16 protein-coding genes are annotated in these 24,090 nt (G+C 65.1%); 3 read left to right on the top strand and 13 right to left on the bottom strand.

The genetic code is table 11. From position 1 onward, the window contains the following. Positions 1 to 75 precede the first annotated feature (75 nt). Both E2583_RS07710 and E2583_RS07705 read right to left on the bottom strand, forming a co-directional pair. Complete coding sequence (locus E2583_RS07710; protein ID WP_291594601.1) at positions 76 to 807, bottom strand: EthD domain-containing protein; 732 nt, start codon at positions 805 to 807, stop codon at positions 76 to 78. Further along, on the bottom strand, positions 804 to 2,099 hold the full coding sequence (locus E2583_RS07705) for an MFS transporter (RefSeq protein WP_291594599.1): 1,296 nt from the start codon (positions 2,097 to 2,099) through the stop codon (positions 804 to 806). The genes E2583_RS07710 and E2583_RS07705 overlap by 4 nt, the downstream gene beginning before the upstream one ends. A 273-nt stretch (positions 2,100 to 2,372) precedes the next feature. Here E2583_RS07705 and E2583_RS07700 point away from each other — a divergent pair, with 273 nt between their 5' ends. Then, positions 2,373 to 2,810 (top strand): hypothetical protein, encoded by a 438-nt coding sequence (locus E2583_RS07700; RefSeq protein ID WP_291594597.1) that lies wholly within the window; start codon positions 2,373 to 2,375, stop codon positions 2,808 to 2,810. 97 nt (positions 2,811 to 2,907) lie between these two features. Here E2583_RS07700 and E2583_RS07695 read toward each other — a convergent pair whose 3' ends face one another. From E2583_RS07695 to E2583_RS07670, 6 genes are all read right to left on the bottom strand, one after another. Next, the gene (locus E2583_RS07695; RefSeq protein WP_291594595.1) at positions 2,908 to 4,515 is read right to left on the bottom strand and encodes an AMP-binding protein; all 1,608 of its coding nucleotides are present in this window, start codon (positions 4,513 to 4,515) and stop codon (positions 2,908 to 2,910) included. Between the two features lie 283 nt (positions 4,516 to 4,798). After that, complete coding sequence (locus tag E2583_RS07690) at positions 4,799 to 6,151, bottom strand: MFS transporter (protein WP_291594593.1); 1,353 nt, start codon at positions 6,149 to 6,151, stop codon at positions 4,799 to 4,801. Between the two features lie 99 nt (positions 6,152 to 6,250). Further along, on the bottom strand, positions 6,251 to 8,680 hold the full coding sequence (locus E2583_RS07685) for an acyl-CoA dehydrogenase (RefSeq protein WP_291594592.1): 2,430 nt from the start codon (positions 8,678 to 8,680) through the stop codon (positions 6,251 to 6,253). A 28-nt stretch (positions 8,681 to 8,708) separates the two neighbouring features. Continuing rightward, the gene (locus E2583_RS07680) at positions 8,709 to 10,400 is read right to left on the bottom strand and encodes a GMC family oxidoreductase (RefSeq protein ID WP_291594591.1); all 1,692 of its coding nucleotides are present in this window, start codon (positions 10,398 to 10,400) and stop codon (positions 8,709 to 8,711) included. A gap of 86 nt (positions 10,401 to 10,486) precedes the next feature. Beyond that, positions 10,487 to 12,658 (bottom strand): 3-hydroxyacyl-CoA dehydrogenase NAD-binding domain-containing protein, encoded by a 2,172-nt coding sequence (locus E2583_RS07675; RefSeq protein ID WP_291594589.1) that lies wholly within the window; start codon positions 12,656 to 12,658, stop codon positions 10,487 to 10,489. 17 nt (positions 12,659 to 12,675) lie between these two features. After that, positions 12,676 to 13,881, bottom strand: coding sequence for an acetyl-CoA C-acetyltransferase (locus E2583_RS07670; protein WP_291594588.1), 1,206 nt, complete (start codon positions 13,879 to 13,881; stop codon positions 12,676 to 12,678). Between the two features lie 821 nt (positions 13,882 to 14,702). Here E2583_RS07670 and E2583_RS07665 point away from each other — a divergent pair. Next, complete coding sequence (locus E2583_RS07665; RefSeq protein WP_291595019.1) at positions 14,703 to 15,836, top strand: CaiB/BaiF CoA-transferase family protein; 1,134 nt, start codon at positions 14,703 to 14,705, stop codon at positions 15,834 to 15,836. A 189-nt stretch (positions 15,837 to 16,025) separates the two neighbouring features. On the opposite strand, the gene E2583_RS07660 is transcribed toward E2583_RS07665, so the two are convergent. The 3 genes from E2583_RS07660 to E2583_RS07650 all read right to left on the bottom strand — a co-directional run bounded on the left by E2583_RS07660 (position 16,026) and on the right by E2583_RS07650 (position 20,446). Beyond that, positions 16,026 to 17,477 (bottom strand): sensor domain-containing diguanylate cyclase, encoded by a 1,452-nt coding sequence (locus E2583_RS07660; RefSeq protein WP_291595017.1) that lies wholly within the window; start codon positions 17,475 to 17,477, stop codon positions 16,026 to 16,028. A 785-nt stretch (positions 17,478 to 18,262) separates the two neighbouring features. Then, entirely contained in the window at positions 18,263 to 19,450 is a 1,188-nt protein-coding gene (locus E2583_RS07655) for a M20 aminoacylase family protein (protein ID WP_291594587.1), read from the bottom strand. Positions 19,451 to 19,459: 9 nt separating this feature from the next. Continuing rightward, positions 19,460 to 20,446, bottom strand: coding sequence for a tripartite tricarboxylate transporter substrate binding protein (locus tag E2583_RS07650; protein WP_291594585.1), 987 nt, complete (start codon positions 20,444 to 20,446; stop codon positions 19,460 to 19,462). A gap of 118 nt (positions 20,447 to 20,564) precedes the next feature. Here E2583_RS07650 and E2583_RS07645 point away from each other — a divergent pair, with 118 nt between their 5' ends. Next, entirely contained in the window at positions 20,565 to 21,503 is a 939-nt protein-coding gene (locus E2583_RS07645; protein WP_291594583.1) for a LysR family transcriptional regulator, read from the top strand. A gap of 551 nt (positions 21,504 to 22,054) precedes the next feature. On the opposite strand, the gene E2583_RS07640 is transcribed toward E2583_RS07645, so the two are convergent. Together E2583_RS07640 and E2583_RS07635 are read right to left on the bottom strand one after the other, a co-directional pair. Further along, positions 22,055 to 23,302, bottom strand: coding sequence for a LuxR C-terminal-related transcriptional regulator (locus E2583_RS07640; RefSeq protein ID WP_003057417.1), 1,248 nt, complete (start codon positions 23,300 to 23,302; stop codon positions 22,055 to 22,057). 36 nt (positions 23,303 to 23,338) lie between these two features. Continuing rightward, positions 23,339 to 24,090, bottom strand: a 752-nt coding sequence (locus tag E2583_RS07635) for an acetyl-CoA C-acyltransferase (RefSeq protein WP_291594580.1), incomplete at its 5' end; no start/stop codon positions are given.

Raw genomic sequence — 24,090 nt, 5'->3', positions numbered from 1 at the left:
CCCATGAAAATCCAGTACAAAACATACTGAAGTCCTGATTCATGAAACGCAGGCTGCTATTGTCTTATCCGGTCCTCAAGGCCGGGAATGCGTCACCTGCGTCAGCAGCAGGACATGCCGCCCCCAGCCGAACTCTCCGCCCTGCGCACAGGCCGAGACATCGATGGACGCGACTGCCGCCTGCGCCTGCTCCAGCGTGTCGAACCACCACTCGAGCACATGGCGGTAGCCATAGCCGTCCGGCGCCTGCGCATCGACAGTGTTGCAGACGATGCGGCTGGTCCGAGCCAGCGCACCGCTTCGCCACTGTAGCGGACAGGCTTGCGGCAAGGCTGCCGCTCCCTGCCAGACATCGCTGCGCTGCAGAAAGCCGATCACGATCACCTGCCCCTGCTGCGGAAGGACATCATCGCTCCGGCTGCCATGCAGCACCTGCTGACGGCACAGCAGCGAGAAATTGCGCACATAGTCGGCAAACACGCGAGGCTCGTCGGGGCGCATGATGGCCAGGGTTTCGGGATCGCTCCAGATGTCCGAGCCTGCTTCGCGCCCGGACAGCACCATGAGGTTGACGCCGTCGTAGTCCTGGCTCAGGGCTGCGGCAGGGGCGGGCATGTCCAGTACGCGTGCGCACTGTGCCACGGCCTGGACGCGCTGCCCGACGCTGCGGCACTGGCGCCCCAGCGCGGAATGCTCGCGCCAGGCCTGGGCGAATTCCTCGGGGCGCAGCGCGGGGTTGCGCCGCGCCAGATAGATCATCTTCCAGACGGCAGCGCCGCCCTGCTCGCGGGGTTCCTGCCTTTTCATGCTGCGACGGCCACGGGCGCATGGACCCTGTGGTAGGCGCCAGGGTAGTGCTGCAGGGCGCGGTAGAAGGCCCACACCGCCGGTGCCAGCGTGGACATCATGATCGCCATGGCATAGCGCAGGCCTTCGCCGGGAGCAAGGGTGTTGAGCACATCGCTGAGCCAGCCGGCCACGATGGGCCCCACGCCATTGCCGAGCAGGGCGCCGGCCATCAGCACCATGGCGCTGGCCGTGGCGCGCCGCTCGGCGTCAACGACCAGGCTCAGTGCCGCATAGGTGGCCGGTGCCCACCAGGCCGTGAAGAAGGAGTAGACCAGCATGCAGGCCATGGACAGCACAAATAGGTCCGAGCCCACCAGCAGATAGCCGAAACCCAGCACCATGGCCAGGCCGGTGCCGATCACCGGAATGCGGATCTGCCAGCGCACGTCGCTGCGTGCCAGCCGGTCCGTGAGCCAGCCCGAGAACAGACTGCCCGAGACCGAGAGCACCGCAGCCCCTGCGGAAATCGAACCGGCCTGCTTGAGGCTGAGATCGAAGCGGCGGGCCAGCAAGGCGACATTCCAGGCACCGATCGAGATTCCCGCGATCAGCACACAGGCCGCGCCCAGAATCAGAAAGCGGGTCACGGGCTCCTGCCATATCAGGGCGACCGCCGATCGGGACTGTGGCCGGACCTCCTGCGCTGCCGCTCCCGCCTGCACGCAGACGCGAACGGGTTCTCGCACACTCAGGCGCAGCACCAGCGACAGGAGCATGATGGCCACGCCGATGATGACCATGGTCGCGCGCCAGCCCCACAGCTCGGCAAACAGCGGCCCCAGCAGCAGGGCCAGCAGGGCGCCCGTCGCATTGCCGACGCCGAAGACACTCATGGCGCGCGAGCGCTCATGGGGTTTGTAGAGATCGGCCAGGATGGACATCGAGGCCGCGCCGCCACCGGCATCCCCCAGGGCAGCGCCGGCGCGCGATGCCGTCAGCCCGCCGGAGCCGGTGGCCAGTGCGCCGAGGGCCGCCACAGCGCCGCCGATGCCGCGGCACCAGGCAATCAGGCTGCGCCGTTCACGGCGATCCGCCAGCCGCCCCAGGGGAATACCCAGGGCGGCAAAGGTCAGCGCAAAACCGAGTCCCGTGATCAGGCCGATCTGCAAATCCGAGAAACCGAACTCCTGCTTGATGGGCTGCAGCAGCACCGCCAGAACCTGCCGGTCCATGAAAGTCAGGGCAGACAGGGCTGTGAGCAGGGCCAGCACATAAACTCTTGAGGGGGTCTGATGGTTTCTATCGGTCATTGTTGTCCTTGTTGTTCGCATCGCGCTGCATGCCTAGCGCCCTGACCGCCCGGCTGACAGCGGGGTGCGGATGCTCGGTGCTGCCCTGAGCATCGTGGACAGGAGCGGCCGCACTCACATCGTCTTAACGGACGATGGTCCACCCTCCGTGCAGAGCGCACGCACCTGGCTGGAGGCGGACAGCCATGGCGCGAAAGCCTCGTGCGCCAGACCTCTCATGCCATGCGGATCTCGGAGATATAGTGGCGGCGTCAACTTCAGGGCCTACACCCCATGCACCTGCGCAAGCTCTCAGTCCCGCTTCAAACATGGCTCCTGCTGGGCTGTTTCGCCATCTCCTGCGACGCACAGGAATCTGCGGCCTGGGACAGGCAGGCCACGGGCCGCACTTCCATCTCCGGGCTGGGCACGATCGACTACGAGGTGGGCTACAGCAGCGCCGGCTTTGACCATTTCTCTTCTGAAATCGTGGCCCGGTGGAACGACGGGGGGTTGCGGGAACAGACGCTGTATGAAGGCATCTACGACAGGCCGCCTGCCAGGGTCTGGGGAAGCGGGCCCCATCTGTGCGTTGCCATGCAGGTCTGCGCACGCTACTCGGATCGCTGCAACCGGTATGTGATTGCCCACCGCTATGACGACCAAGCCAAGGCCTTTGTGGCACTGACGTCCGAAAAGACGGCTCGCAGGATCTGTGCCGTGGCACGCTGAAGGTCAAAAAGAAGGAGGCCGAGGCCTCCTTTAAATCCCGTCGTCAGGCGCGACGAACAGGGTATTCCTGTGCCGTATGGAATGACTTGTTTGCGGATCAGACGACCACGGCCGCCAGCGGCTCATGTGCTGCCGCATAGGCCTTGGCCCAGCGGTAATCCGCCTTGCCTGCCGGGCTGCGCCTGACTTCCTTGGCCAGATACACGGCGCGCGGCAGCTTGTAGCCCGACAGATTGCTGCGGCAGACCGTCTCGAACTCCTGCAGGTCGAACTCCTGGCCTGGCTGCACCTGCACCACCGCCACCACCTTGCTGCCCCAGCGCTGGTCGGGAACGCCCACGACCACCACATCCTGGACCGGCAGGTAGCGGCGGGCCGCTTCCTCCACCTCTTCGGGGTAGACCTTCTCGCCTCCGGTGTTGATGCATTGCGAGCCACGCCCCAGCACCACATATTCACCCGTGGTGTCGATGCGCGCCCTGTCTCCCGTCAACACCCAGCGGCTGCCCTCGACCATCACAAAGGTCTCGGCCGTTTTCTTGGGATCGCCGTAATAGCCCAGGGGCATGTGTCCGCGGCGCGCAAGAATGCCTTCCTCTCCGGGCCTCCCGAGGATGCGCAGATCCTCGGAGATCACGCCCAGATCGGGGCGCGGCGCGATGCGCATGAAGCCCTCGCCCTCGGGTGTCTTCTCACCCCCGCCCAGAACACCGGATTCGGAGCTGGCCATTCCGTTGTTCAGCACCAGATGCGGAACCTGCGCCAGCAGACGCTCCTGCAGATGGCGCGAGAACACGGCACCGCCGTTGCCGAAAATCACCAGCGACTTGAGCGGCCAGCGTCCGGGGTGGCTCTCCAGTGTCTGGATGATGGGCAGGGCCATGGCATCGCCGACCACGGCCATGACATTGATCTGATGCCGCTCGATCAGGTCCAGCATGTGCACGGGATCGAAATTCTTGCGCTCGCTGACATAGACGGGATGTCCGGAAAACAGGCTGATCAGGGTGGCCCACATGGCTGCGCCATGCATCAGCGGGGCGGCAGCCAGATAGGCCAGTGCCGGGCCGGCAGGCACCAGCTGCAACAGCTCCTCGGGAGTCTCGATGGGCGGTCGGCGAAAGTAATAGCCGCCTCCGCCGAGCGCCTCCATGAACAGCGATTTGTGCGGCCACATCACCCCCTTGGGCAGCCCCGTGGTTCCGCCCGTGCAGAGCATGAAGATATCGTCATCGCTGCGCTCGGCGTCCACCAGTTCCCGGGCACCTTCGGCCAGCACCGGCTCGTAGGGCTGAACGCTCCTGGACAACCCGTCGCGCGAAGCGCCAACCCGCAGCGCCAGGCGCAGCGTGGGCACCTGGGGCATGACCTGCAGCACCGCTGCATCAAAGTCCGCGCCATAGACCAGGCCCCGCAGGTCCAGGCTGTTGAACAGTGCCTGAAGCTCATCGGCCACATAGCGGTAGTTCACGTTCACGGGCACGGCTCCGATCTTGCTGCAGGCGAAAAAGGCCTCCAGATACTCCGCACCGTTGTAGAGCTGGATGCCGACGTTGTCGCCCCGCCCGATGCCACGCGCGCGCAGTGCATTGCCCAGCCGATTGGCGCGCTCGTCGAGCTGCCTGAAGCTGAGCTTCTGGTCCCCGCAACCAAAGGCCGTGCGGTCGGGCACGGCCTGTACCACCAGCTCAAAAATATCTGCCAAGTTGAAGGTCCGCTTCATCTTCCTGTCTCCATCTGTGCTTGAGTCTTTCTGATTTCACTGTGCCTCGCATCGCCCTCATGCTCGGCAGAGAGCCTGCTGCATTCATCGTCCGCTTGAACTGGGGACAGACCCTTGCTCATTGGCCGTCCGATGCCCGGGCAGAACGGCCTGTGTTGCCAGAGCGCCTGCCCTGGGGCGCGTCTGCAGACGCGCCGTCGCGGTTCAGTGCCGGCGGATATCCGGCAAAGCGCAGCCTGGCGACCTTGCCGCCATGTCGTTCAGGTCACTTTGCTGCTCCAAGCTGCACCTCGTAGTGCCTGATGACCCAGGCATAGATCCCCACCGCCAGCAGATAGAACGCCAGTATGCAGACCAGCGCCCAGCGCAGCGACTCCTGCCCGAACCGGACAGTGAAGGCATCGCTGAGCAGCCCCACCGTCAAAGGCCCAAGACCACCGCCCACCGCCGTCAGCAGCAGGTTGTAGATGGACAGCGAGGTCGCCAGGCGGTGCGCCGCAATCACATTCGTCAGTGCTGCAAACACCGGCGCCGCCCAGAAGCTGGAGAAGATGGCAAACACGCCATAGAAGGCCACGGCATGGGGAATCCGAAGCCCGGCAAGCTGCCAGGTCTGGGGCGAGGTGTTGAGATAGAACGCCAGCCCCAGTGGCACCGAGATCAGCGTTCCCAATATCGGCACCCCCACCTGCCAGCGCTTGTCACGACTGGCCATGCGGTCGGTCAGCCAGCCACTGACCAAAGCACCGGCGATGGCTGCAGGCCCGCCGATAAACCCCATGATGGCCCCCGCATCCTTGAGCTGCAGGCCGTGCGATCGCACCAGAAACGCCGTGTTCCACAGGCCGATGGCATAGCCTGAAAACGCCATCAGCATGCTGGCCAGACCCAGACCCACAAACGCCTTGTTGCGCGCCAGCGCGACCATGACATCGCCAAATTTTTCAGCGCCAGCCTGAGCCGTCGCTCCCCCGTCCTGCGCCCCCCTCAGGGGCTCGCGACAGGTCAGCCGCAGCAGCAGGGCGACCAGCACGCCGGGCAGCGCCAGCGACAGGAAGGCCGAGCGCCAACCGTAGTGCTGGGCGATCCAGGCACCCACGCCGAGCCCCACCAGCGAACCCAGATGCGGGCCCAGGCTGAACACGCTCATGGCGCGGCTGCGCTGCTCGGGCGGATAGACATCGGCGATCATGGTGGTGGAGGCCGCCGTGCTGCCCGCCTCCCCCACGGCCACGCCCACGCGGGCGGCCGTCAGGCTCCAGAAGCCCGCGGCCATGCCGCACAGGCCCGTGGCGATGCTCCAGCCGGCGCAGCACCAGGCAATCAGGTTGCGCCGGTTGGTGCGGTCTGCCAGGCGGCCGAAGGGCACGGCCAGAATGCTGTAGAACAGCGCAAAGGCCAGCCCCGTGAGCAAACCCATGGCGCTGTCCGAGACCCCCATCTCCTGTTTGATCGGCTGAATCAGCACCCCCATGATCTGGCGGTCGATCATGCTCACCCCATAGACCAGCAGCAGTACCAGCAGGAGATAGTGGCGTCTCCAGCCGGTCACATTGCCAAGCGGCCGCAGCGGGGCCGACGCAGCTTGCGACACTCGGGTCACAGCGGATGCACTCATGTCCTGTCTCCTGAATAACGTGGTCTGCGCCACGTTGAATGATCGAAAGCCGGCAATCCCGGCGCACGGGCTCGGCCCATGAGACCAAGCCGCAGCGGATCAGCCGGCCGGCAGTTCGCAGAAAGGCACATCCCTGTCGCTGCGCGGCTCGGCGGCCAGGCCCAGCACGCGTTCGCCGATGCTGTTGAGCACCACCTCGTCGGTACCGCCCGCGATGCGCATGCCGGCAGCGCCGAACCACAGGCGCTCCACCATCGCAAAGCGCTGCCCCAGTCCGCAGGCCTCCAGTTCGCAGGCCGCCAGCACGCCGCGCTGGCCCAGCAAATCGATGGCGAAGTAGCTGAAGGACTGCAGCGCGGCAGCGGCCACATTCTTGGCGCCGCTCAATTCCGGGCCGGGCTGGCGCCCCTTGCTCAGCGCCGTCAGAGCGCGGCATTGCAGCAGCCACAGTGCCTGCTCCTTGAGATAGAGATCGGCCCAGCGCTCGCGCAGGCGGCCGTCCTGCAGTGCGGGCCGACCTTCGAAGCGGACATCGGCGAGCAAACCTGCCGTGGTGCGCCACAGCTCGGCGGGCATCACGCCTCCAATGGCCAGGCGCTCGGCCATCAATCCCGTCAGCGTCACTTTCCAGCCACCGTCCAGCGCCCCCACCAGTTGGTGGTCGGGCACGAACACATCCTCGAAGAAGACCTCGTTGAACTCGGACTCGCCGCCAGCCTGGCGAACCGGGCGCACGGTGATGCCGGGCGAACGCATGTCCAGAAAGAAGGTGCTCAGGCCCTCGAACTTGGGGGCCTGCGGATCGGTGCGGGCCAGCACGAGTCCGAACTGGGCAAACTGTGCGAGCGAGGTCCAGACCTTCTGGCCGTTGATGATCCAGCCCTCGCGGCCATCGGTGGCGCGCTCGGCACGCGTGCGCACCATGCCCAGGTCGGAGCCTGCGCCGGGCTCGCTCAGCAGCTGGCACCAGAGGTTCCTGCCGCTCAGCGCCGGCGCGACATGCCGGGCCAGCACTTCGGGAGCAGCATGCGTCATCACCGAGGGCAGCACCATGCCCAGACTCACATTGAACATGCCGGTGGGCACCTTGGCCTTGCCCTCCTCCTGGCGCCAGATCAGCTCCTGCATGGGCGTGCCGCCACGGCCGCCGAGCGCCTTGGGCCAGGTGATGGCGCCAAAGCCTGCGGCGGCCTTCCTGGCTTGCCACACCCGAGCCGCCTCCATGCGCTGCGCGGCCGTCATGTCGCGCCCGAAATAGTCGTCGGCACCGGCCTTGGGCTCGGCATTGGCCTGCAACCAGGCTCGGCATTCGGCGCGGAAGGCCGCCTCTTCGGGCGTGTCATCGAAGTCCATGGACTGGCAGTCGGCCTGGGTCGCCCTCTTCACGGGGGCCTCAGGCTCTGCTGCGAGCAGCCGCTGCTCCAACTCGGCCGCCACCTGCTCGCGCCAGGCATGGATGCTGCCCAGCTCCACGGCCTGCTGACGCGCGCGGCGATAGAACAGGTGGCAATCCATCTCCCAGGTATAGCCCATGCCGCCATGGGTGTGGAGGTTTTCCTGAGCGGCCTCCGACAGCGCCTGGGTGCTGCTCACGCGTGCTGCCGCCGCTGCACCGGGCAGCTCGGGTACCCCATCGCCCGCAGCCATGTCCGCCGTCAGAGCCCAGGCACCGTAGTAGCAATGCGCACGGGCCAGCTGATTGCTGGTGTAGAGATGGGCCAGCTTGTGCTTGATGCCCTGATAGGAGCCGATGGGACGGCCGAAGGCCTTGCGCTCCCTGGCATGGCCGCAGGCCATCTCCAGCGCGGCATCGGCGGCCCCGAGCTGCTCAAAGGCGAGCAGCACGGCCGCACGATCGCGCACGCGCCGCATGACTTCGGCAGCGCTGCGGCTGCCGTCCAGCGGCTCGGCCTGCGTGTTGTCGAAGTTCAGGCAGGCATAAGGCTTGGAGGGGTCCAGGGTCTTGAGCCTTCGGCGTCGCACCGTGCCGTCGAACCCGAAGGCCACGAGCACCTGCGCCCCTGCCGTGTTGCGCGCCAGCGCCACGCCCCATTGCGCGGCCATGCCGTCGGCCACCAGCGGGCATTCGCCCTTCAAGGTCTTGCCGTCAAACAGGGGCAGAACGGATGGAGGGTCCTGCCCGTCCGCCGGTGCTGCCAGACAGCCAATGCTTCCGCCCGAAACCGGCAGCAGCCATTTCCTGCGTTGCGCAGAAAGCTCCGGTGTCGATAGCAGGATGACCTGCACCGCCAGATACATGGTCGAAGCCAGGGGTACGGGGCTGAGCTGGCGGCCCACTTCCTCGGCCACCACGCACATCTCCATGGCACCGAGGCCGATGCCGCCGCAGTCCTCGGGCAGCATCAGGCTGGTCACCCCCAGCTGGGCCAAGCCGCTCCACACGCTCCGGGCATGGCTGCCCTTGCCCTCGAGCAAGGCACGCGCCTGTGCCAGCGGCGATTCGCGGGTCAGGAATTTGCGTATCTCGTTGCGCAGGGCGTTCTGGTCGTCACTGAAATCGAAGTTCATCGTCTGTCTCCCCCCATTCATCCAAAACTCAGGCCACGGCGGCAGCCGCTGCGCCGGACATATGCGACATCGTGTTGGCAGGCGGCGTCAGACCCAGCACCAGGTCGGCCCCCTTGTCGCCGATCACCACCGATGCCGCATTCGTGTTGCCGGACACCAGATGCGGCATGACCGAGGCATCGATCACGCGCAGCCCCTGCACGCCCTTGAGCTGGAGGTCGGGGGTGACCACGCCCAGCGGATCCGCCGCATCGCCCATGCGGCAGCTGCCGCTGGCGTGGTGGCCCGAGCCCAGGTACATGGAGATCCAGTCCAGCAACTCGTCATCGGTTTGCACATCGGGCGTGGGACGGGTCTGCGCCTCTATCAGGCCGGCCAGAGCGGGCTGACGGGCAATCCTGCTGGCCATGCGCACGCCGTGGAGCAGCGCCTTGCGGTCACGCTCGTCGTGCAGAAAGTTCATGCGGATGCTGGCCAGCTCCTCGGGATGGCGGCTTTTGAGCCGGAGCTGGCCGCGCGAGTAGGGACGCACCTGGTACGGAGCCATCGTCATGCCCGGGAAGGCCTCGGTGCGATAGTTCTTGCCGCTTTGCATGTAGCCTTCGATGTCCCCGGTCACGGGCAGGCCGTGAATCTGGATGTCGTTGTAGGGCAGGCTCGCATCGCTGCTGAACCAGGCGGCAAACTCCGAAGCCGGCATGGCCATGGCGCCCTGCCTGGTCAGCAGGTACCGCATGAGCGAAGCGCCAATACCCAGACCGCGCAGCGAGCGGTTGAGACTGGGCGTGCCGGCCTTCATGCGCCAGGACATCGGGACAATCGCATGGTCCTGCAGATTGGCGCCCACTCCGGGAAGATCCACCCTGACCTCGATCCCCATTTCCTGCAGATGCGCCGCCGGGCCGATGCCCGAGAGCATCAGCAGCTGGGGCGACTGCAGGGCGCCTGCGCACAGCAGGATCTCCTTGCCGGCACGGGCGACGTGGCTGCCGCCTGCCCTGTCCTTCCAGTGCACCGTGGTGGCGCGCAGTCCATCGAGGCCTATGCGGGTGACCAGCACCTGCATGCGGACCTCCAGATTGCGCCGCCGCATGGCAGGCTCGATGGCATTCCTGGCCACCGACGAGCGCCGGCCATTCTTGAGGTTGACCTGGAACAGACCTGCGCCATGCGGATGGCCGTTGTTGAAATCCCTGCAGGCAGGCATGCCGGCTTGAATGGCGGCCCGCACCATGGCCAGCGATACCGGGTGCGGATTGTGCAGATTGTTGGCGGTCAGCGGCCCGCCCCGCCCATGCCAGGGCTGGGTGAAATCTGCCTCGCTGCGCTGCTGGTCTTCGGTACGCACAAAGTAGGGCAGCAGCTCGTCGTAGCTCCAGCCCGCGGCCCCTTGCGCAGACCAGCTGTCGAAATCCGCACGGTCGCCGCGCACATAGATCATGCCGTTGATGGACGAAGATCCGCCCAGGCGCTTGCCGCGCGGCAGGCTGATGCGGCGATTCGCCGCGTACTGCTCGCGCTCTGTTTCGTGCCCCCAGGAATACCTGGGGCTGTTGATCATCTGGCCCCAGCCCGAGGGCATGGAGACCAGCCAATCCTTGTGGCTGGCGCCACCTTCGAGCAGCAGGACCTGGTGCTGTCGGTTCTCGCTCAGACGCGCAGCCAGTGTGCCGCCCGCCGAGCCCGCGCCTATGACGATGTAATCGAAGACTTCGTCCATGGCCTGTCTCCATTGATTGTTATTGGATGAATGACTGTGCCGAGCCAATACCGGGTGAGCGCGCCCGCCCACCCTTTGGGCTCTGGTCAGGCCCTGGCAGTTTTGCCGTAGAAAGTCTGCCCCCTGGCCGCCATATCGCGCAGCAGCTGAGGCGGGCGCAGTTGCTCGCCAAACAGATCGGCCAGACGGTCGGCCTCGGCCACGAAATGCGGCAGACCGATGCCGTCGATGAAGCAGAAGGGACCGCCCGTGTAGGCCGGAAAGCCCACACCTAGAATCGCGCCGATGTCGCCATCGGCCGGCGCCAGCAGCACGCCCTCCTCCATGGCACGGGCGCCTTCGACGGCCTGCACATAGAGAATGCGCTGCTTGAGATCATGGGCGCTGGGCTGCTGGGCTTTGAGCGGGTAATGCTCGGCCAGGCCCGGCCAGATGCGCTTGCCGCTGCCACCCTCACTAGGGTCGTAGTCATAGAAGCCCTTGCCCACCTTGCGGCCCAGACGGCCCAGCTCGAACAGCTTGCCGATTACGGGGACGGAGCGACCGGGCCGGTAATCCTCTGGAAACTCCTTGGCCTGGGCTTCGCCCGCATGCTTGGACAGGTCAATCGACAGCTCGTCGGTAATCGCCAGCGGCCCCACGGGCATGCCCGCATGCCTGGCACAGTTCTCAATCAATGCCGGGGCAATGCCTTCTGCCACCATGCCAATGGCGTCATCCACAAACGCGCCGATGAAGCGGCTGGTGAAAAAGCCGCGCTTGTCGTTGACGACAATGGGCGTCTTCTTGAGCTGGGCCACAAAGTCCAGTGCCTGCGCCAGCGTGGCATCCGATGTCTGCTTGCCGCGAATGACTTCCACCAGCGGCATCTTGTCGGCCGGCGAGAAGAAATGCAGGCCGATAAAGCGATCGGGCCGGTCGCTCGCCTGCGCCAGCAGGCCGATGGGCAGGGCCGAGGTATTGCTGGCCAGCACGCAGGTTGGCGGCAGCACAGCGTCCAGCTTCTTCGTGACTTCGGCCTTGATGGCACGGTCTTCGAACACGGCTTCGATCACCATGTCCGCGTCGCGCAGCTGCTCGTAATCGGTGCAGGGCGTGATGCGAGCGAGAATGGAATCGGCCTTCTCCCGGCTCTGGCGGCCCTTGTCCACCAGCCTGGCCAGCACCTTCTCGGAGTACTGCTTTCCCTGGGCCGCAGATGCCTGATCCCGGTCTATGAGCACCACCTGAATGCCGCGCTGCGCAGCCACCAGCGCAATGCCGGCCCCCATCATGCCTGCACCGATCAGTCCCAGCTTGCGGCATCTGAACGGCTCAAACCCTGCAGGACGGTGCATGCCTTTTTCGGCCTTGGCCTTGTTGACGAAAAGCGTGCGGATCATGCCGCGTGCCACCGGACTGCGCGACAGCACGGCCATGTACTTGCTCTCGATGCGCAGGCCCTTGTCCATGGGCAGCTGACAGCCCTCGTAGATGCAGCTCTGAATGCACAAGGGTGCCGGCATATTGTGAAAGGTCTTGGCCTGCAGCAGGGCGTTGCCCACCACGAAAGCCGGCGCGACGCGCGGGTCCAGCGGGCCACCGCCAGGAACGCGAAAGCCTTTCACATCCCAGGGCTGCACCGCCGTGGGCCCGGCCCGCAGCCAGGCCTTGGCGGCGCCAAGCAATTCTTCGGGAGGGACCACTTCGTCCACCAGTCCGGCCTCCTTCGCCTTCACGGCTTGCAGTTGCCTGCCTTCCATCAGAAAAGGCATGGCAGCCAGAATGCCGATCATGCGCGGCAGACGCTGGGTGCCGCCGGCGCCGGGCAGCAAGCCAACCTGTACCTCGGGCAGGCCGAGCATGACCGAGGGGGTATCGGCTGCAATGCGGTGGTGACAGGCCAGGCAGATTTCATACCCCCCGCCCAGTGCCATGCCGTTGATGGCCGCCACCAGGGGCTTGCCCAGGGTCTCCAGTTTGCGCAGCAGCCTGGACAGCGATGCGCAGGAGGCGAAAAGCTCCTCGATGGGCATGTCCGCCATGGCGTCGATATTGGCCTCCATGCCCAGCAGGTCGGCCCCCGCGACAAAGCTGTCCTTGCCCGAGGTGATGATGCCGCCGCGCACCCGGTCGTCGCCTTGCATGCGGGCGATACAGGCCTCCAGGCTGTCCATGAAGGCCTGATCGATCACATTCATGGTCTTGCCGGGGTAATCCAGGGTCAGCGTGGCAATGCCGTCATCGTCGACGCCATAGCGGATGATTTCCGTTGTCATGTCTTGTGTTTCCTCGCTCACACGCGTTCGATGATCATGGCCGAGCCCATGCCCGCCGCCACGCACAGGCTGATCAGCGCCGTGCGCTTGCCGGTACGCTCCAGCTCGTCCAGCGCCGTGCCCAGGATCATGGCGCCCGTCGCCCCCAGCGGATGGCCCATGGCAATCGCTCCGCCGTTGACGTTCATGCGCTCATGGGGAATGTCCAGCTCCTCCATCATGGTCAGCACCACCGTGGCAAAGGCCTCGTTGAGCTCCCACAGATCGATGTCCGAAGCCTGCATGCGCGCCCGGGCCAAGGCCTTGCGTGCGGCATGGGCCGGGCCGTCCAGCATCAAGGTCGGCTCGGAGCCGATGCTGGCAAAGGCGCGGATGCGCGCACGGGGCTTGAGGCCTTGCCTGGCACCCGCTTCTGCCGTGCCGATCAGCACTGCCGCTGCCCCATCGACAATGCCCGAGCTATTGCCTGCGTGGTGATGGTGATGAATCTGCTCGACTTGCGGATAGCGCTGCAGCGCCACGCTGTCGTAGCCGTATTTCTGGCCCATTTCGGTAAACGCGGGCTTGAGAGATGCCAGAGATTCGACCGAGGTTTCGGGACGAATCGTCTCGTCTTTTTCCAGCAGCGTCAGGCCCAGGAAATCCTTGACGGGCACGACCGATTTGTCAAAGCGACCTTCGGCCCAGGCCGTGGCCGCACGACGATGGCTTTCCGCCGAGTATGCGTCCAGATCATGGCGACTGTGGCCACGCAGCGATGCCAGCAGATCGGCCGAGATGCCCTGCATCACGAAATAGGTCTTGCTGGCCATTTGCGGGTCCTGCGCCCAGGCTCCGCCATCGGAGCCCATGGGCACGCGGGACATCATCTCCACGCCCGCGCCAATGGCCATGTCGGCCTGACCGGACATGACCTTGGCCGCAGCAAAGCTCACGGCCTCCAGGCCCGAGCCGCAGTAGCGGTTGAGCTGCACGCCGGCCACGCTCTGCGCATAGTCGGCCTGCAGCACCGCCATGCGGCCCACGTTGCCGCCCTGCTCGCCCACGGGCACCACACAGCCCATGACCACATCGTCCACCATCGCCGTATGGAGCTGATGGCGCTCGCGAAGGGCCAGCAGCGGCTGCGCGGCCAGCCAGACCGGCGTCACCTCATGCAGCGCGCCATCCGGCTTGCCCTTGCCGCGGGGGGTACGGACATGGTCGAAGATCAATGCCTCCATCTGCATTCCTCACATCACCAGGTTGTTATCGGGTTCCTTTTCAGGTTGCCATACGGCTTTTGCCCAAACCTACCTGATTCAGACTAGGGGCAGACTATGAGAGAAACCGCCAGCCCCGGGTGGCACATGGCGTGTCCCACCCGCCGACTCAGCCGGCTCGCGCCGCCAGAGTGCCCGCACCGGGGCTTTGTCGCCTTCGGAGCCATCGTCCCAGCTCTCATGGGTGACGCAAAAGTCTCCCGGCTTGCCACACCGGAAGGCTGCAGACAAGGCTGCCGCGCTCGGGCCACCAGCCCTCCGGGTTGTTCATGGTGTCCAGCGACAGCGCGTCCCCTTCGGACTCGGGCGACTGCAGAAACAGCGTACAGGCCCTGCCCCCCGTCCGGAATGCCGGCGTTGTGCACCAAGATAGCGGCCACGCCAACCTCGTCCCGGATGTGCCGTGCCATGGCGACCCTGGCGTCGCAATGGCTCAGGCCGGCCGCCGATCCCTGCAACTGGCGCGCTGTGTTCCGGGCTCGCTCCCGATGACAGTCGTTCAGCACCACATGCGCGCCCCGGGCGGCCAGCGCCTGCGCGATGCCCAACCCATGCCGCGCCCGGCACCGCTGACCAGCGCCACTTTTCCATACAGCCTGAACATGACCTGCACTCCTTGGTTGTGGAAGGTCCCGAGCTGACCAGACCTCCCGGACATACTCCAAACGGACGGGGTCAAAACCGGCGGGATCCACAAGATAGAAAAGTCAGACACACATCAGGAGACCGACTTGAGTACAGACCACCCGTTTGAGGGCCGAAGCGCAGGCCCCCTGTCCGGAATGCGCATCCTCGAATTCGCAGGCATCGGGCCTGCCCCTTTCGCCGGCATGATGCTGGCCGACATGGGCGCCGAGCTCATTCTCATCGAGCGCAGCGCCGACCATGCAGCGGCATCCCGCTACCCACGCATGGCGCAGAACCGGGGCAAGAGGTCCATCGCACTGGATCTCAAGTCCGAAGGCGGACGCGCAGTCGCCTGGAAGCTGATCGAGTCTGCCGATGCGCTGATCGAAGGCTTCAGACCCGGCGTGATGGAGCGCCTGGGCTTCAGCCCCGAGGAGGTCGCCCGCCGTGCTCCCCGCCTGGTCTTCGGCCGCGTCACCGGCTGGGGCCAGACAGGCCCCCTGTCCCACGCCGCAGGCCACGACATCAACTATGTGGCGCTGACGGGGGTGATGTCCACTTCCATGCGCCCCGGACAGGCTCCCGTGCTTCCACCGACCATCGTGGGCGATATGGCGGGCGGCGCCATGTTTCTGCTGTTCGGTCTGATGTGCGCCATGCACGAGGCACGCCAGTCCGGCAGGGGTCAGGTGGTGGACGCCGCCATGATCGACGGCGTGGCAGCCATGAGCGGTCTGATGCACCAGATGCGCGGCGCCATGGGCTACTGGAAGGACGACCCCGCGCGGAATCACTTCCTCAACACATCGCCCTTCTACGAGGCCTTCGAGTGTGCCGATGGCGGATACATCACCCTCGGAGCCATCGAGCCGCAGTTCTATGCCTTGCTGCTGCAGAAGCTCGGCCTGGCCGACGTGGACCCCGGGCGCCAGTACCAGAGCGCCGACTGGCCTGACGTCAAGGCCCGCGTGGCCGAGAGGGTGCGCAGCAAGACGCGGGCACAGTGGTGCGCGGAACTCGAAGGCAGCGATGTCTGCTTTGCCCCGGTTCTGAGCCTGGGCGAAGCGCCTTCTCACCCGCACAATGCCCAGCGTCAACTGTTTGTCGATCTGGACGTGGACGGCAGCATGCAGTGCCAGCCGGCACCCGCTCCCCGCTTTTCGCGCACCCCGGCGCGCAGACCCACGCCCGGCACCAGGATCGGCCAGGACACCGATGCCGTGCTCGCCGCCCTGGGCTATGCCCAGGCCGATATTGCGGCGCTGCGCGAAAGCAAGGCCTGCGCCTGAGCCGCCTGTCTGCGGTGGGTGCCGTCCAACGGGAATGTCCGTCGCTGCAGATCCTTGGATTGCCGATATTTTTCGCATCACAATCCCGGCCCCCCGATTGCGACGGGCTTGCACTCTCAGATGCAATGTGTCTGCCCGCAGCCGGCACGGCCATGCAGACCGGCCCCTGGATGCGGGCCCGGGGCAGCGCTATGTGCCGGGCAAGCTCGATAGCACCACCTTGTTGCGTCCGGTCATCTTGGCACCGTAAAGCGCCTTGTCGGCCGAGCGCAGGACTGCAGGTACATCCAGATCCTTGCCCGGCACCCAGGCCGCGCAACCGATGCTGACCGTGATGCAGCCGAATTCGCTGCCCGTGTGCACGATCGCCAGCTCGGCAATGGCCTCCCGAATATTCTCTGCAATCAGCGCGCCTCCATCCAGGGTCGTGTCCGGCAGCACCACGATGAACTCTTCGCCGCCATAGCGGGCAGCGCTGTCCTCGGGACGCCGGATATTGTCGGCAATGCATCTGGCAACGGTCGCAAGGACCGCATCCCCGGCCTGATGCCCGTAGGTGTCGTTGTAGGCCTTGAACCAGTCGATATCCACGAACAGCAGTGAGAAAGCACTGTGATTCCTTTTGGCACGGTGCCATTCGTGCTCGATGATCTCGTCAAGTTTGCGGCGGTTGTTCAGGCCGGTCAGGCCATCTGTACGCGCCAGCAGCGCCAGCTCGGACTCGGCGCACATGCGGCGCTTGAGCTGGACCCCGAACGCGAAGGACAGACCGATGAAAGCCATGGTGAGCGTTCCCATGACAGAGGCAATCAGAAGGGCGCGCTGACGCCAGACTGCGTAGATATCGGAGTGCGCCTTCGCCACCATGATGATGAATGGCAAGCTCGGAAGGTTCTTGAAGTAATACGCGCGCTGGGCGCCATCCAGGTAGGAGGTGTCCGAAAAGCTGCCTTCAGGTGCCAGCATGAACTGCTTGAACGTGCTGGCGTTGCGGATATTGCGCCCGATGACCTTGGCGTCGAAGGGCTGACGCATCATCATGGCGCCATCCTTTCGGATCAAGGCCAGCGAACCATGCTTGCCCAGCGAAAGCACGGAAAACAGCTTCTGAAAGTACTCCAGCTGGACATCGATCAGCACAATGCCCGCGAAAGAGCCGTCCGCATGGGAGATCCGCCGGCTCAGCGGAATGCTCAGCGAGCCACCATGCAGCGTTGATGAATAGGGGTCTCCCACATAAAGACCGACGTCGGGGCTTTCCTGATGAACCTTGAAGAAGTCATGCTCCAGGTAATGCCCGCCGGGCGGATTTTCCGTGCCCGCATTCAGCACGACCTGCCCCTGTGCATCGAGCACCCGAATGGAGCCCAGGTAGGAGGCCGTCGCGGCCTTGTCGAACAAGGCCGCATTGCGCACATGCGGGGGAGCGGCCATGACCTCGGAGTCGTTCAGCCCATCGACCACGGCCTGCAGGGACAATGCATAGAGCTCGAAGTTGCGCACCACATCGTTCTCGGCCAGAAGCGCCACGTTGCGCGACGTCTCTATCGCATGCGCCATGGCATCCAGCCGACTCTGATAGAGAACAATGGTGCAGATGGCCGTCATCGAGAGCGCGATGATGCCCCCTACCAGAAGCATCGCATAGGGGGCACGGGAAACGACGTTGCTGTGATCAAAAGCAGGCTTGCGAAATAGTTTCATGTCGTTGCTGTATTTGAGCGAGCCGGTCGCATTTCTTCGATGCAGGCAGGCCGGTGCGTTCTTGTGGGGCAACACCGGACAATGGCCTCCGCGCTCCCCCATTCTGCCTGTGTTTGCCGCCACAGCGTTGCCCCCGTGCAGCAGCGGGCAGCGCAATGCTCCCAAACGCCTGACAGCCTGCCTGCGGGAGCAGGCTGCAGGTCTCGGAAATGCTGGCGAATCGGCAACTTCCCGTGTGCGCCCATGCCAGCGCGTTGACCGAAGAGCCAACCCGGCAGGAAGAGCCGAACGGCTGGCTTGTCTTCGGTGCAACAGGCGCCGGCCCATCAGGGCAGGACGCACCGCCCCGCGCAGAGCGGGCCGGTGACTGGCAGGCCATGGTGCCTGTCCGTCTCATTCCAGACGATACGGTGCAATCCGCAAATGCGTGCTGGCGCGCGCAGCCAGATCCCGGAGCAGCGGCTTTCGGTCACCCGAGCCGTGGATGGCGATGCCTGCAATGGGCTGCTGCGGCAGCATCTCCGAACGCTCTGCTGTAGTCCTTGTGCTTTCTCCCAGCAAGCACAGCTGCTGGAGAAATCAGTCGGCCGTGACGTTGCCGCCCCCTGGCCATGAAGTCACGGCAGTCATTCCACGGCCGATGCCGACGATCCGTTCATTGATGGACGCCGGGTGCGCACGCGTTGACGACAGGTCGCCACCGATGCCGGCCTGGCAGCACTTCACTTCAGGAAGCGCTCCACCAAACGCACAAAATAGCTGGCTCCGACGGGAATCAGCGCATCGTTGAAATCGTACGACGGATTGTGTACCTGGCAGGGGCCAGGCCCATGGCCGGGCAGGCGGTGATCGCCCTCTCCATTGCCGAGCAGCACGTAGCAGCCGGGACGTTTCTGCAGCATGAACGCAAAGTCCTCGGAGTTGGTCAGTCGGGGGGCGTTGTCATCGACCTGCTCGATGCCAACAACCTCCTGCATGACCGACACCGCAAATGCCGTCTGCTCGGGATCATTCACCAGCGCCGGATAGCTGCGCTCGAAATGCAGCCGTGCCTCGCAGCCATAGGCCGTGGCCGAGCCTTGCACGATATCCTGCATGCGCTGCTCGATCATGTCCAAAGTGCCTGCGCTTTGTGCCCGTACGGTTCCGCCCAGCCAGGCACGGTCGGGGATCACGTTGACGGCATCGCCGCCGTGGATTTGCGTGACCGATAGCACAGCCGCGTCATCAGGCGTTCGATTGCGCGAGATGATGGTCTGAAGAGCCATGAGGATCTGCCCGGAGCACATCAGGGGATCCACGCCTGTGTCGGGCTGCGAGGCATGTGCCCCCTTGCCTTGGACATCGATGCGAAAGCGGTTGCTGGAGCTCATGAATGGGCCCGCTCGTACGCCGAAGCTGCCGATGGCGCGCCCCGGGGCGTTGTGCAGTCCGAAGACGGCATCGCAGTCGAAGCGCTCGAACAGTCCGTCTTCAATCATGGCGCGCGCGCCGGCCTGCCCGCCCTCCTCGGCGGGCTGGAAAATGCAATGCAGCGTGCCCTCGAACTCGCCACTGTGGGCCAGATGCCAGGCCGCAGCCAGCAGTATCGCCGTGTGACCGTCATGACCGCAGGCATGCATGCGGCCTTCGTGCTTTGAGCAGTGTGCAAAGGTATTGAGCTCCTGCATGGGCAGCGCGTCCATGTCGGCACGCAGACCGATTCGGCGAGCGCCCCGGCCGCGCCTGAGCGTGCCGACCACGCCCGTTCCCCCCACGCCGCGCGTGACCGCATAACCCCAGCGCTGCAGGCAGTCGGCCACCAGCGCGCTGGTGCGCTCCTCTTGAAAGCCCAGCTCAGGATGGGCATGCAGATCGCGGCGAATCTGACGGAATTTCGGGTTGTCGGCAATGGCTTGAATGATTGGCATGGCGACCCCTCAATGCAACTTCACGCTCAAGCTGCGGGCCTTGGCCTCGTCGCGCGCAATCTGATCGGCGAACTGGCGTTGCTCGGTCGCGGTGGCCACTTGCATGCCCATGCCTGTCAGCTGCTCCGGAACGCCTTTCGATGCCAGAGCAGCTTCCAACGCCGCCTTGAGACGGGCGATGTGATCTGGCGCGACCCCCCTGGGAGCGAAAAGGCCCATCCAGCCACTCATTTCCAGGCCCTTGACGACCTTGCCTTCGTTGAGCGTGGGAATGTGCTTGATCATGGGCTGTCGCTGCAAGCTTGCCACACCCAGAACCTTGATGCGACCGGCCCGGATATGTGGCAGGGCGGTTGCCGGCACCATGACCGCCAGGTCGATCTGGCCACCCAGCAGGTCTGCCAGCAGCGGGCCCGCGCCCTTGTAGGGCGCATGCAGCATGCGCACCTTGGCGCGTTGCTGCAGGTCTTCCATCACCAGATGCTGCATGGTGCCCATTCCGGGACTGCCATAGCTGATGGACTCTGGCCCGGCACGCAAAGCCGAGATCACGCCATCCAGGTCATTCGCCGGCAAGTCCTTGCGTGCCACCAGCAGCGGGGAGTTCGAGCTGATAGGACCGATCGGCACGAAGTCCCTGGCTTCGTAACGCACATTCCTGTTGAGCACGGGCACCAGCACCACATCGTTGATGGAGCCCACCAGCAGCGTGTATCCATCCTTGGCAGCGTTGGCGACTCTGCCCGCCCCCAGGGCCCCGCCAGCACCGCCCAGGTTCTCGATCACCACGGGCTGCCCCAGTTCAGCCGATAGCCGGGGCTGCACCACGCGGATGGCGGCGTCGATGGAGCCGCCCGAGGCGAAGGGCACGACCAAGGTGACGGGTTTGTCCGGGAAGCCTGCCGCTCTGGCAGAGGCTGCCAGAGCGCAGGCGGTGCTGACGGTGGCCGCTGCACAGAGCAGACGGCGGACAAGCGAGAGGGGCGCAGAACGCATGATGTGTCTCTTTGTTGATGAACAGCCTCGAAAGCGGGCACAGGCAAGTCTGGGGCATGGCCTCCACCTCTCAAGTGCTAAATTGCACTCAGCTATGCAATCTACGACTACCTCACACTTGCCCAACTCATGGCGCTCTTCGGCCTTGCTCAATCGCTTGTTGGCGCGCACGCGCCTGCGTCAGCTGCAACTGCTCGTGCTGATTGCCGATCTGGGCAGCATCCAGCGGGCAGCCGAAGCGGTGGGGCAGACGCAGTCATCAGCGACCAAAGCCCTGTCCGAGCTGGAGCGGATGGTGGGCTTGCCGCTCTTCGAGCGCCATGCACGCGGTGTACGCCCCACGTTGACCTGCCGCGACCTGCTGCCGCTGTTGCGCAGCATGCTGGGCTCACTCACGGGCTGCGCAGAAAGGTTGGCGGCGGCAGCGGAAGGAGCGCAGGGCGTGCTCAGCGTAGGGGCCATCACCGGGGCCTTGTCGGGCTTTCTGGGCCGAGAGCTCGGTCCATTTCTTGAGCACAATCCGCAATTGCGTGTGGAGGTGGTGGAAGACAGCCACCACGCGCTTTTGGCCGCACTGGCGGCGCGCACTCTGGACATGGTGCTCGTGCGCGAGCCTCCAACGCTGGCCAGCGGAACACGCTTCGTGCCGCTGCTGCAGGACAAGGTGGTGGCAGTCGCCGGGCCGAGCCATCCGCTGCGCCGCAAGCGCTTCCTGCATGCCGACCAGATGCTGGAGCAGCGATGGGTGCTGGCCCCCCTGTCCACGCAGATGCATGAGGCCTTCGAGCGCCTGTTCGAGCCCTGTGATCAGTTGCCCCGGCATTCACCTCTGATCACGCGCTCCCTGCCCATGCTGCTGGAGTACTTGCGCACCACGGATGCCGTGGCATTGACACCGCTGAGCGTTGTCCAGCCCTTTGTCCAGGCAGGGTGGCTGCAGGTCTTGGCGCTGCAGTTTCCAGCCACGCTGTCCGCAATCGGCGTGCTGGTGTCAGAGGCTCCCGAAAAGCAGGGAGTGGCGCTGCTGACCGATTACCTGGTGCAAAGATTGGCATAGGGACACCCGCCATTCCTCGTCAATGGCACCCTGCCTCATCGAAGGCATGTTTGCGGTTGCCATCGGCCCACCGCTGCTGTCTGGCGGTCCATGTTTGCGGCCTCCCGCCGGAAGCTTCCGCCCAACCTTCCCATGGGCACCCGACCGCAATCTTCCCGTCGTTTCAGACAACCCTGCGACCTTCTCTGCGGCCGGGCCATGCGTGCGCAAAGACTGCTTGCCATCGCGCGGTTCCGCCACGACGCCATGCATCCGGCCGTGCCCGCACAGGCCGGTGGGCATTGCGGCCCTGCTCTGGCGATCTCGCCGTCGGACCTGTTCTCGCCACCGCGCATTCAGGCCTGCGGGCTTCTTGCAGGAGGGTCTGCCTGCATCGCAGGGCTGGCAGTTGCTTGCGGCAAGATCGCAGGCGCAGGATCCAAGACGTCCAAAGTCTGTACACAGCTTGCCGGCAGGCTGTTCAAGCCATGGCGCTCGATTGCCCTTCCACAAGCCGATCAGAATCTCAAGAGAACGGACCCGAGCCTGTTTCCTGCCGGCGCAGAGCGCTCCTACTTGTTGCCCAGCCAGGCCACGCTGTTGAGAAAGATGCGCACCAGCTCGGTCTGGCGGCGCACGCCGGTCTTGGAGAAGATGGAGCGCAGGTGGGCACGCGCCGTGTTGCGGCGGATGTTGAGCGCTTCGGCGGCCTCTTCCAGCGACAGGCCGTTGGCCAGCTGGATGGCCAGCGAGGTCTCGGCCGGCGTCAGCTGGAACAGCTGCTGGGCCAGCTTCACGGGGGGATCGGCCTTGCCGCCGGTATCCCGCACAAAGACCGCAACGCTGGGGCGCTGCTTGCCTTCGGTCCACTCGTCGGGCGAGATGCTCTGCACCACCACGCCCCAGTTGAGCTGGCCCGACTGGCGGCTGACCGACATGCCTTCGGTCATCGACAGGCGGGAGACCTGGGTGTGCATCAGGGCGTCCTTGATCAGGCGCTGCAGCTTGCGGTTGTCGTTGGCGTAGTTGGCTTCCAGCATGCCGCCGGAGATCTTCAGGCCGTCCTGCATGTCCAGGATGCTGGCCGCAGCCGGATTGCACTCCAGCACATTGCCGTTCTGGTCGAGGATGACCACGCCCACCATCAGCTGGGCCGTGGCCTTGCTGTAGAGCGAGATGACCTGACGGTCCTGGTTCACCGAGAGATGCAGATTCAGCGCACGCTTGATATGCGGCAGCATCATGGAGCCGAAGGCACGCTCCTGCTTGTTGAAAGCCGGGGCCCCTTCGGGCCGCGTGACGCGCAGCCCGTAGACGCAGCTGTCCTTGGTGACGATGTCGGCAGCCATCACGTGAAAGACCTGCAGCTGCTTGCACCAGTCGTTGTAGTAGCTGGAAGCACGCCACTCGGACTCGGGCATCACGTCCCCCACGGTCACGATACGGTCGGTGGGCATGCTGCGAAACGGGCTCATGCTGATCTTGGGGCAGTTCGGCATCAGGTCGCGGCGATCGCCCGCCGCCGAGACGATCAGACCTACATCGTCGGCCGAGCCGGGACGCACGATCAGCGAGGCGTAATTGCCGCCCAGTTGCAGGCGCAGGGTCTCCAGAAAAGGCTTCCAGCCTTCCGGGTCCATGGCCGCTTCATAGAGCTGGCTGATCAGCGCACTGAACTGCTCTGCGCTCACGAATGGCGTATCGGCGGGTGCGCGCACCGGGGCCGGGGTGTCGAATACGGGCACATCCTTGATCACGCAGGCAATGGAGCTCGGCGTGTAGGTGGAGAAACCCATCTTGGCGAAGGCGCTGTCCATCATGTTCAACTCCTGGGTTGAAGATTGCTAGCAGACAGGTCAGTTCAGCTCAAACAGGCCGGCAGCGCCCATGCCGCCGCCAATACACATGCTCACCACCACAAACCGTACGCCACGGCGGCGGCCTTCGAGCAGGGCATGGCCGACCAGACGGGCCCCCGACATACCGAAGGGGTGTCCGATGGAGATCGCACCGCCATTGACGTTCAGGCGCTCATCGGGAATGCCCAACTGATCGCGGCTGTAGATCACCTGGCAGGCAAACGCTTCATTGATTTCCCACAGGCCGATATCCCCCACGGTCAGGCCATGCTGCCTGAGCAGCTTGGGGATGGCATGGACGGGCCCGATCCCCATTTCGTCGGCACGGCAGCCCGCCACGGCCACGCCTCGGTAGGTGCCCAGAGGCGCAAGACCGCGATGACGGGCTTCTTCGGCGCTCATGATCACACAGGCACTGGCACCGTCGGACAGCTGGGAAGCATTGCCGGCGGTGATGAACCGCCCTTGCGGCACCCACTGGCCGTTCTTCCAGACAGGCTTGAGCCGGGCCAGGCTCTCGAGCGTGGTGTCGGCACGGTTGCCCTCGTCGCGGGTCAGCGTCACCTCCTCGCTGCCGGTCACATTGCCTTCCTTGTCAAACAGCTGCTTGACCGTGGTCAGCGGCACGATTTCGTCATCAAACAGGCCCTTTTCCTGCGCCGCAGCCACGCGCTGCTGGCTGCGCAGCGAGTACTCGTCCTGGGCTTCGCGGCTGATGCCGTAGCGCTGGCTGACCAGCTCGGCCGTCT

This window comes from Comamonas sp., assembly GCF_009360615.1.
Classification (GTDB): Bacteria; Pseudomonadota; Gammaproteobacteria; order Burkholderiales; family Burkholderiaceae_C; genus Comamonas.
The sequence above is the reverse complement of the archived record's forward strand: the minus strand, read 5'-3'. Positions and strand labels throughout refer to the sequence as shown.

Excerpts from the sequence above, each read along its gene's own strand:
- E2583_RS07710 (WP_291594601.1), bottom strand. The coding sequence starts at position 807 with ATGAAAAGGCAGGAACCCCGCGAGCAGGGCGGCGCTGCCGTCTGGAAG.
- E2583_RS07705 (WP_291594599.1), bottom strand. The coding sequence starts at position 2,099 with ATGACCGATAGAAACCATCAGACCCCCTCAAGAGTTTATGTGCTGGCC.
- E2583_RS07700 (WP_291594597.1), top strand. The coding sequence starts at position 2,373 with ATGCACCTGCGCAAGCTCTCAGTCCCGCTTCAAACATGGCTCCTGCTG.
- E2583_RS07690 (WP_291594593.1), bottom strand. The coding sequence starts at position 6,151 with ATGAGTGCATCCGCTGTGACCCGAGTGTCGCAAGCTGCGTCGGCCCCG.
- E2583_RS07685 (WP_291594592.1), bottom strand. The coding sequence starts at position 8,680 with ATGAACTTCGATTTCAGTGACGACCAGAACGCCCTGCGCAACGAGATA.
- E2583_RS07680 (WP_291594591.1), bottom strand. The coding sequence starts at position 10,400 with ATGGACGAAGTCTTCGATTACATCGTCATAGGCGCGGGCTCGGCGGGC.
- E2583_RS07675 (WP_291594589.1), bottom strand. The coding sequence starts at position 12,658 with ATGACAACGGAAATCATCCGCTATGGCGTCGACGATGACGGCATTGCC.
- E2583_RS07670 (WP_291594588.1), bottom strand. The coding sequence starts at position 13,881 with ATGGAGGCATTGATCTTCGACCATGTCCGTACCCCCCGCGGCAAGGGC.
- E2583_RS07665 (WP_291595019.1), top strand. The coding sequence starts at position 14,703 with ATGCGCATCCTCGAATTCGCAGGCATCGGGCCTGCCCCTTTCGCCGGC.
- E2583_RS07660 (WP_291595017.1), bottom strand. The coding sequence starts at position 17,477 with ATGCTTCTGGTAGGGGGCATCATCGCGCTCTCGATGACGGCCATCTGC.
- E2583_RS07655 (WP_291594587.1), bottom strand. The coding sequence starts at position 19,450 with ATGCCAATCATTCAAGCCATTGCCGACAACCCGAAATTCCGTCAGATT.
- E2583_RS07650 (WP_291594585.1), bottom strand. The coding sequence starts at position 20,446 with ATGCGTTCTGCGCCCCTCTCGCTTGTCCGCCGTCTGCTCTGTGCAGCG.
- E2583_RS07640 (WP_003057417.1), bottom strand. The coding sequence starts at position 23,302 with ATGATGGACAGCGCCTTCGCCAAGATGGGTTTCTCCACCTACACGCCG.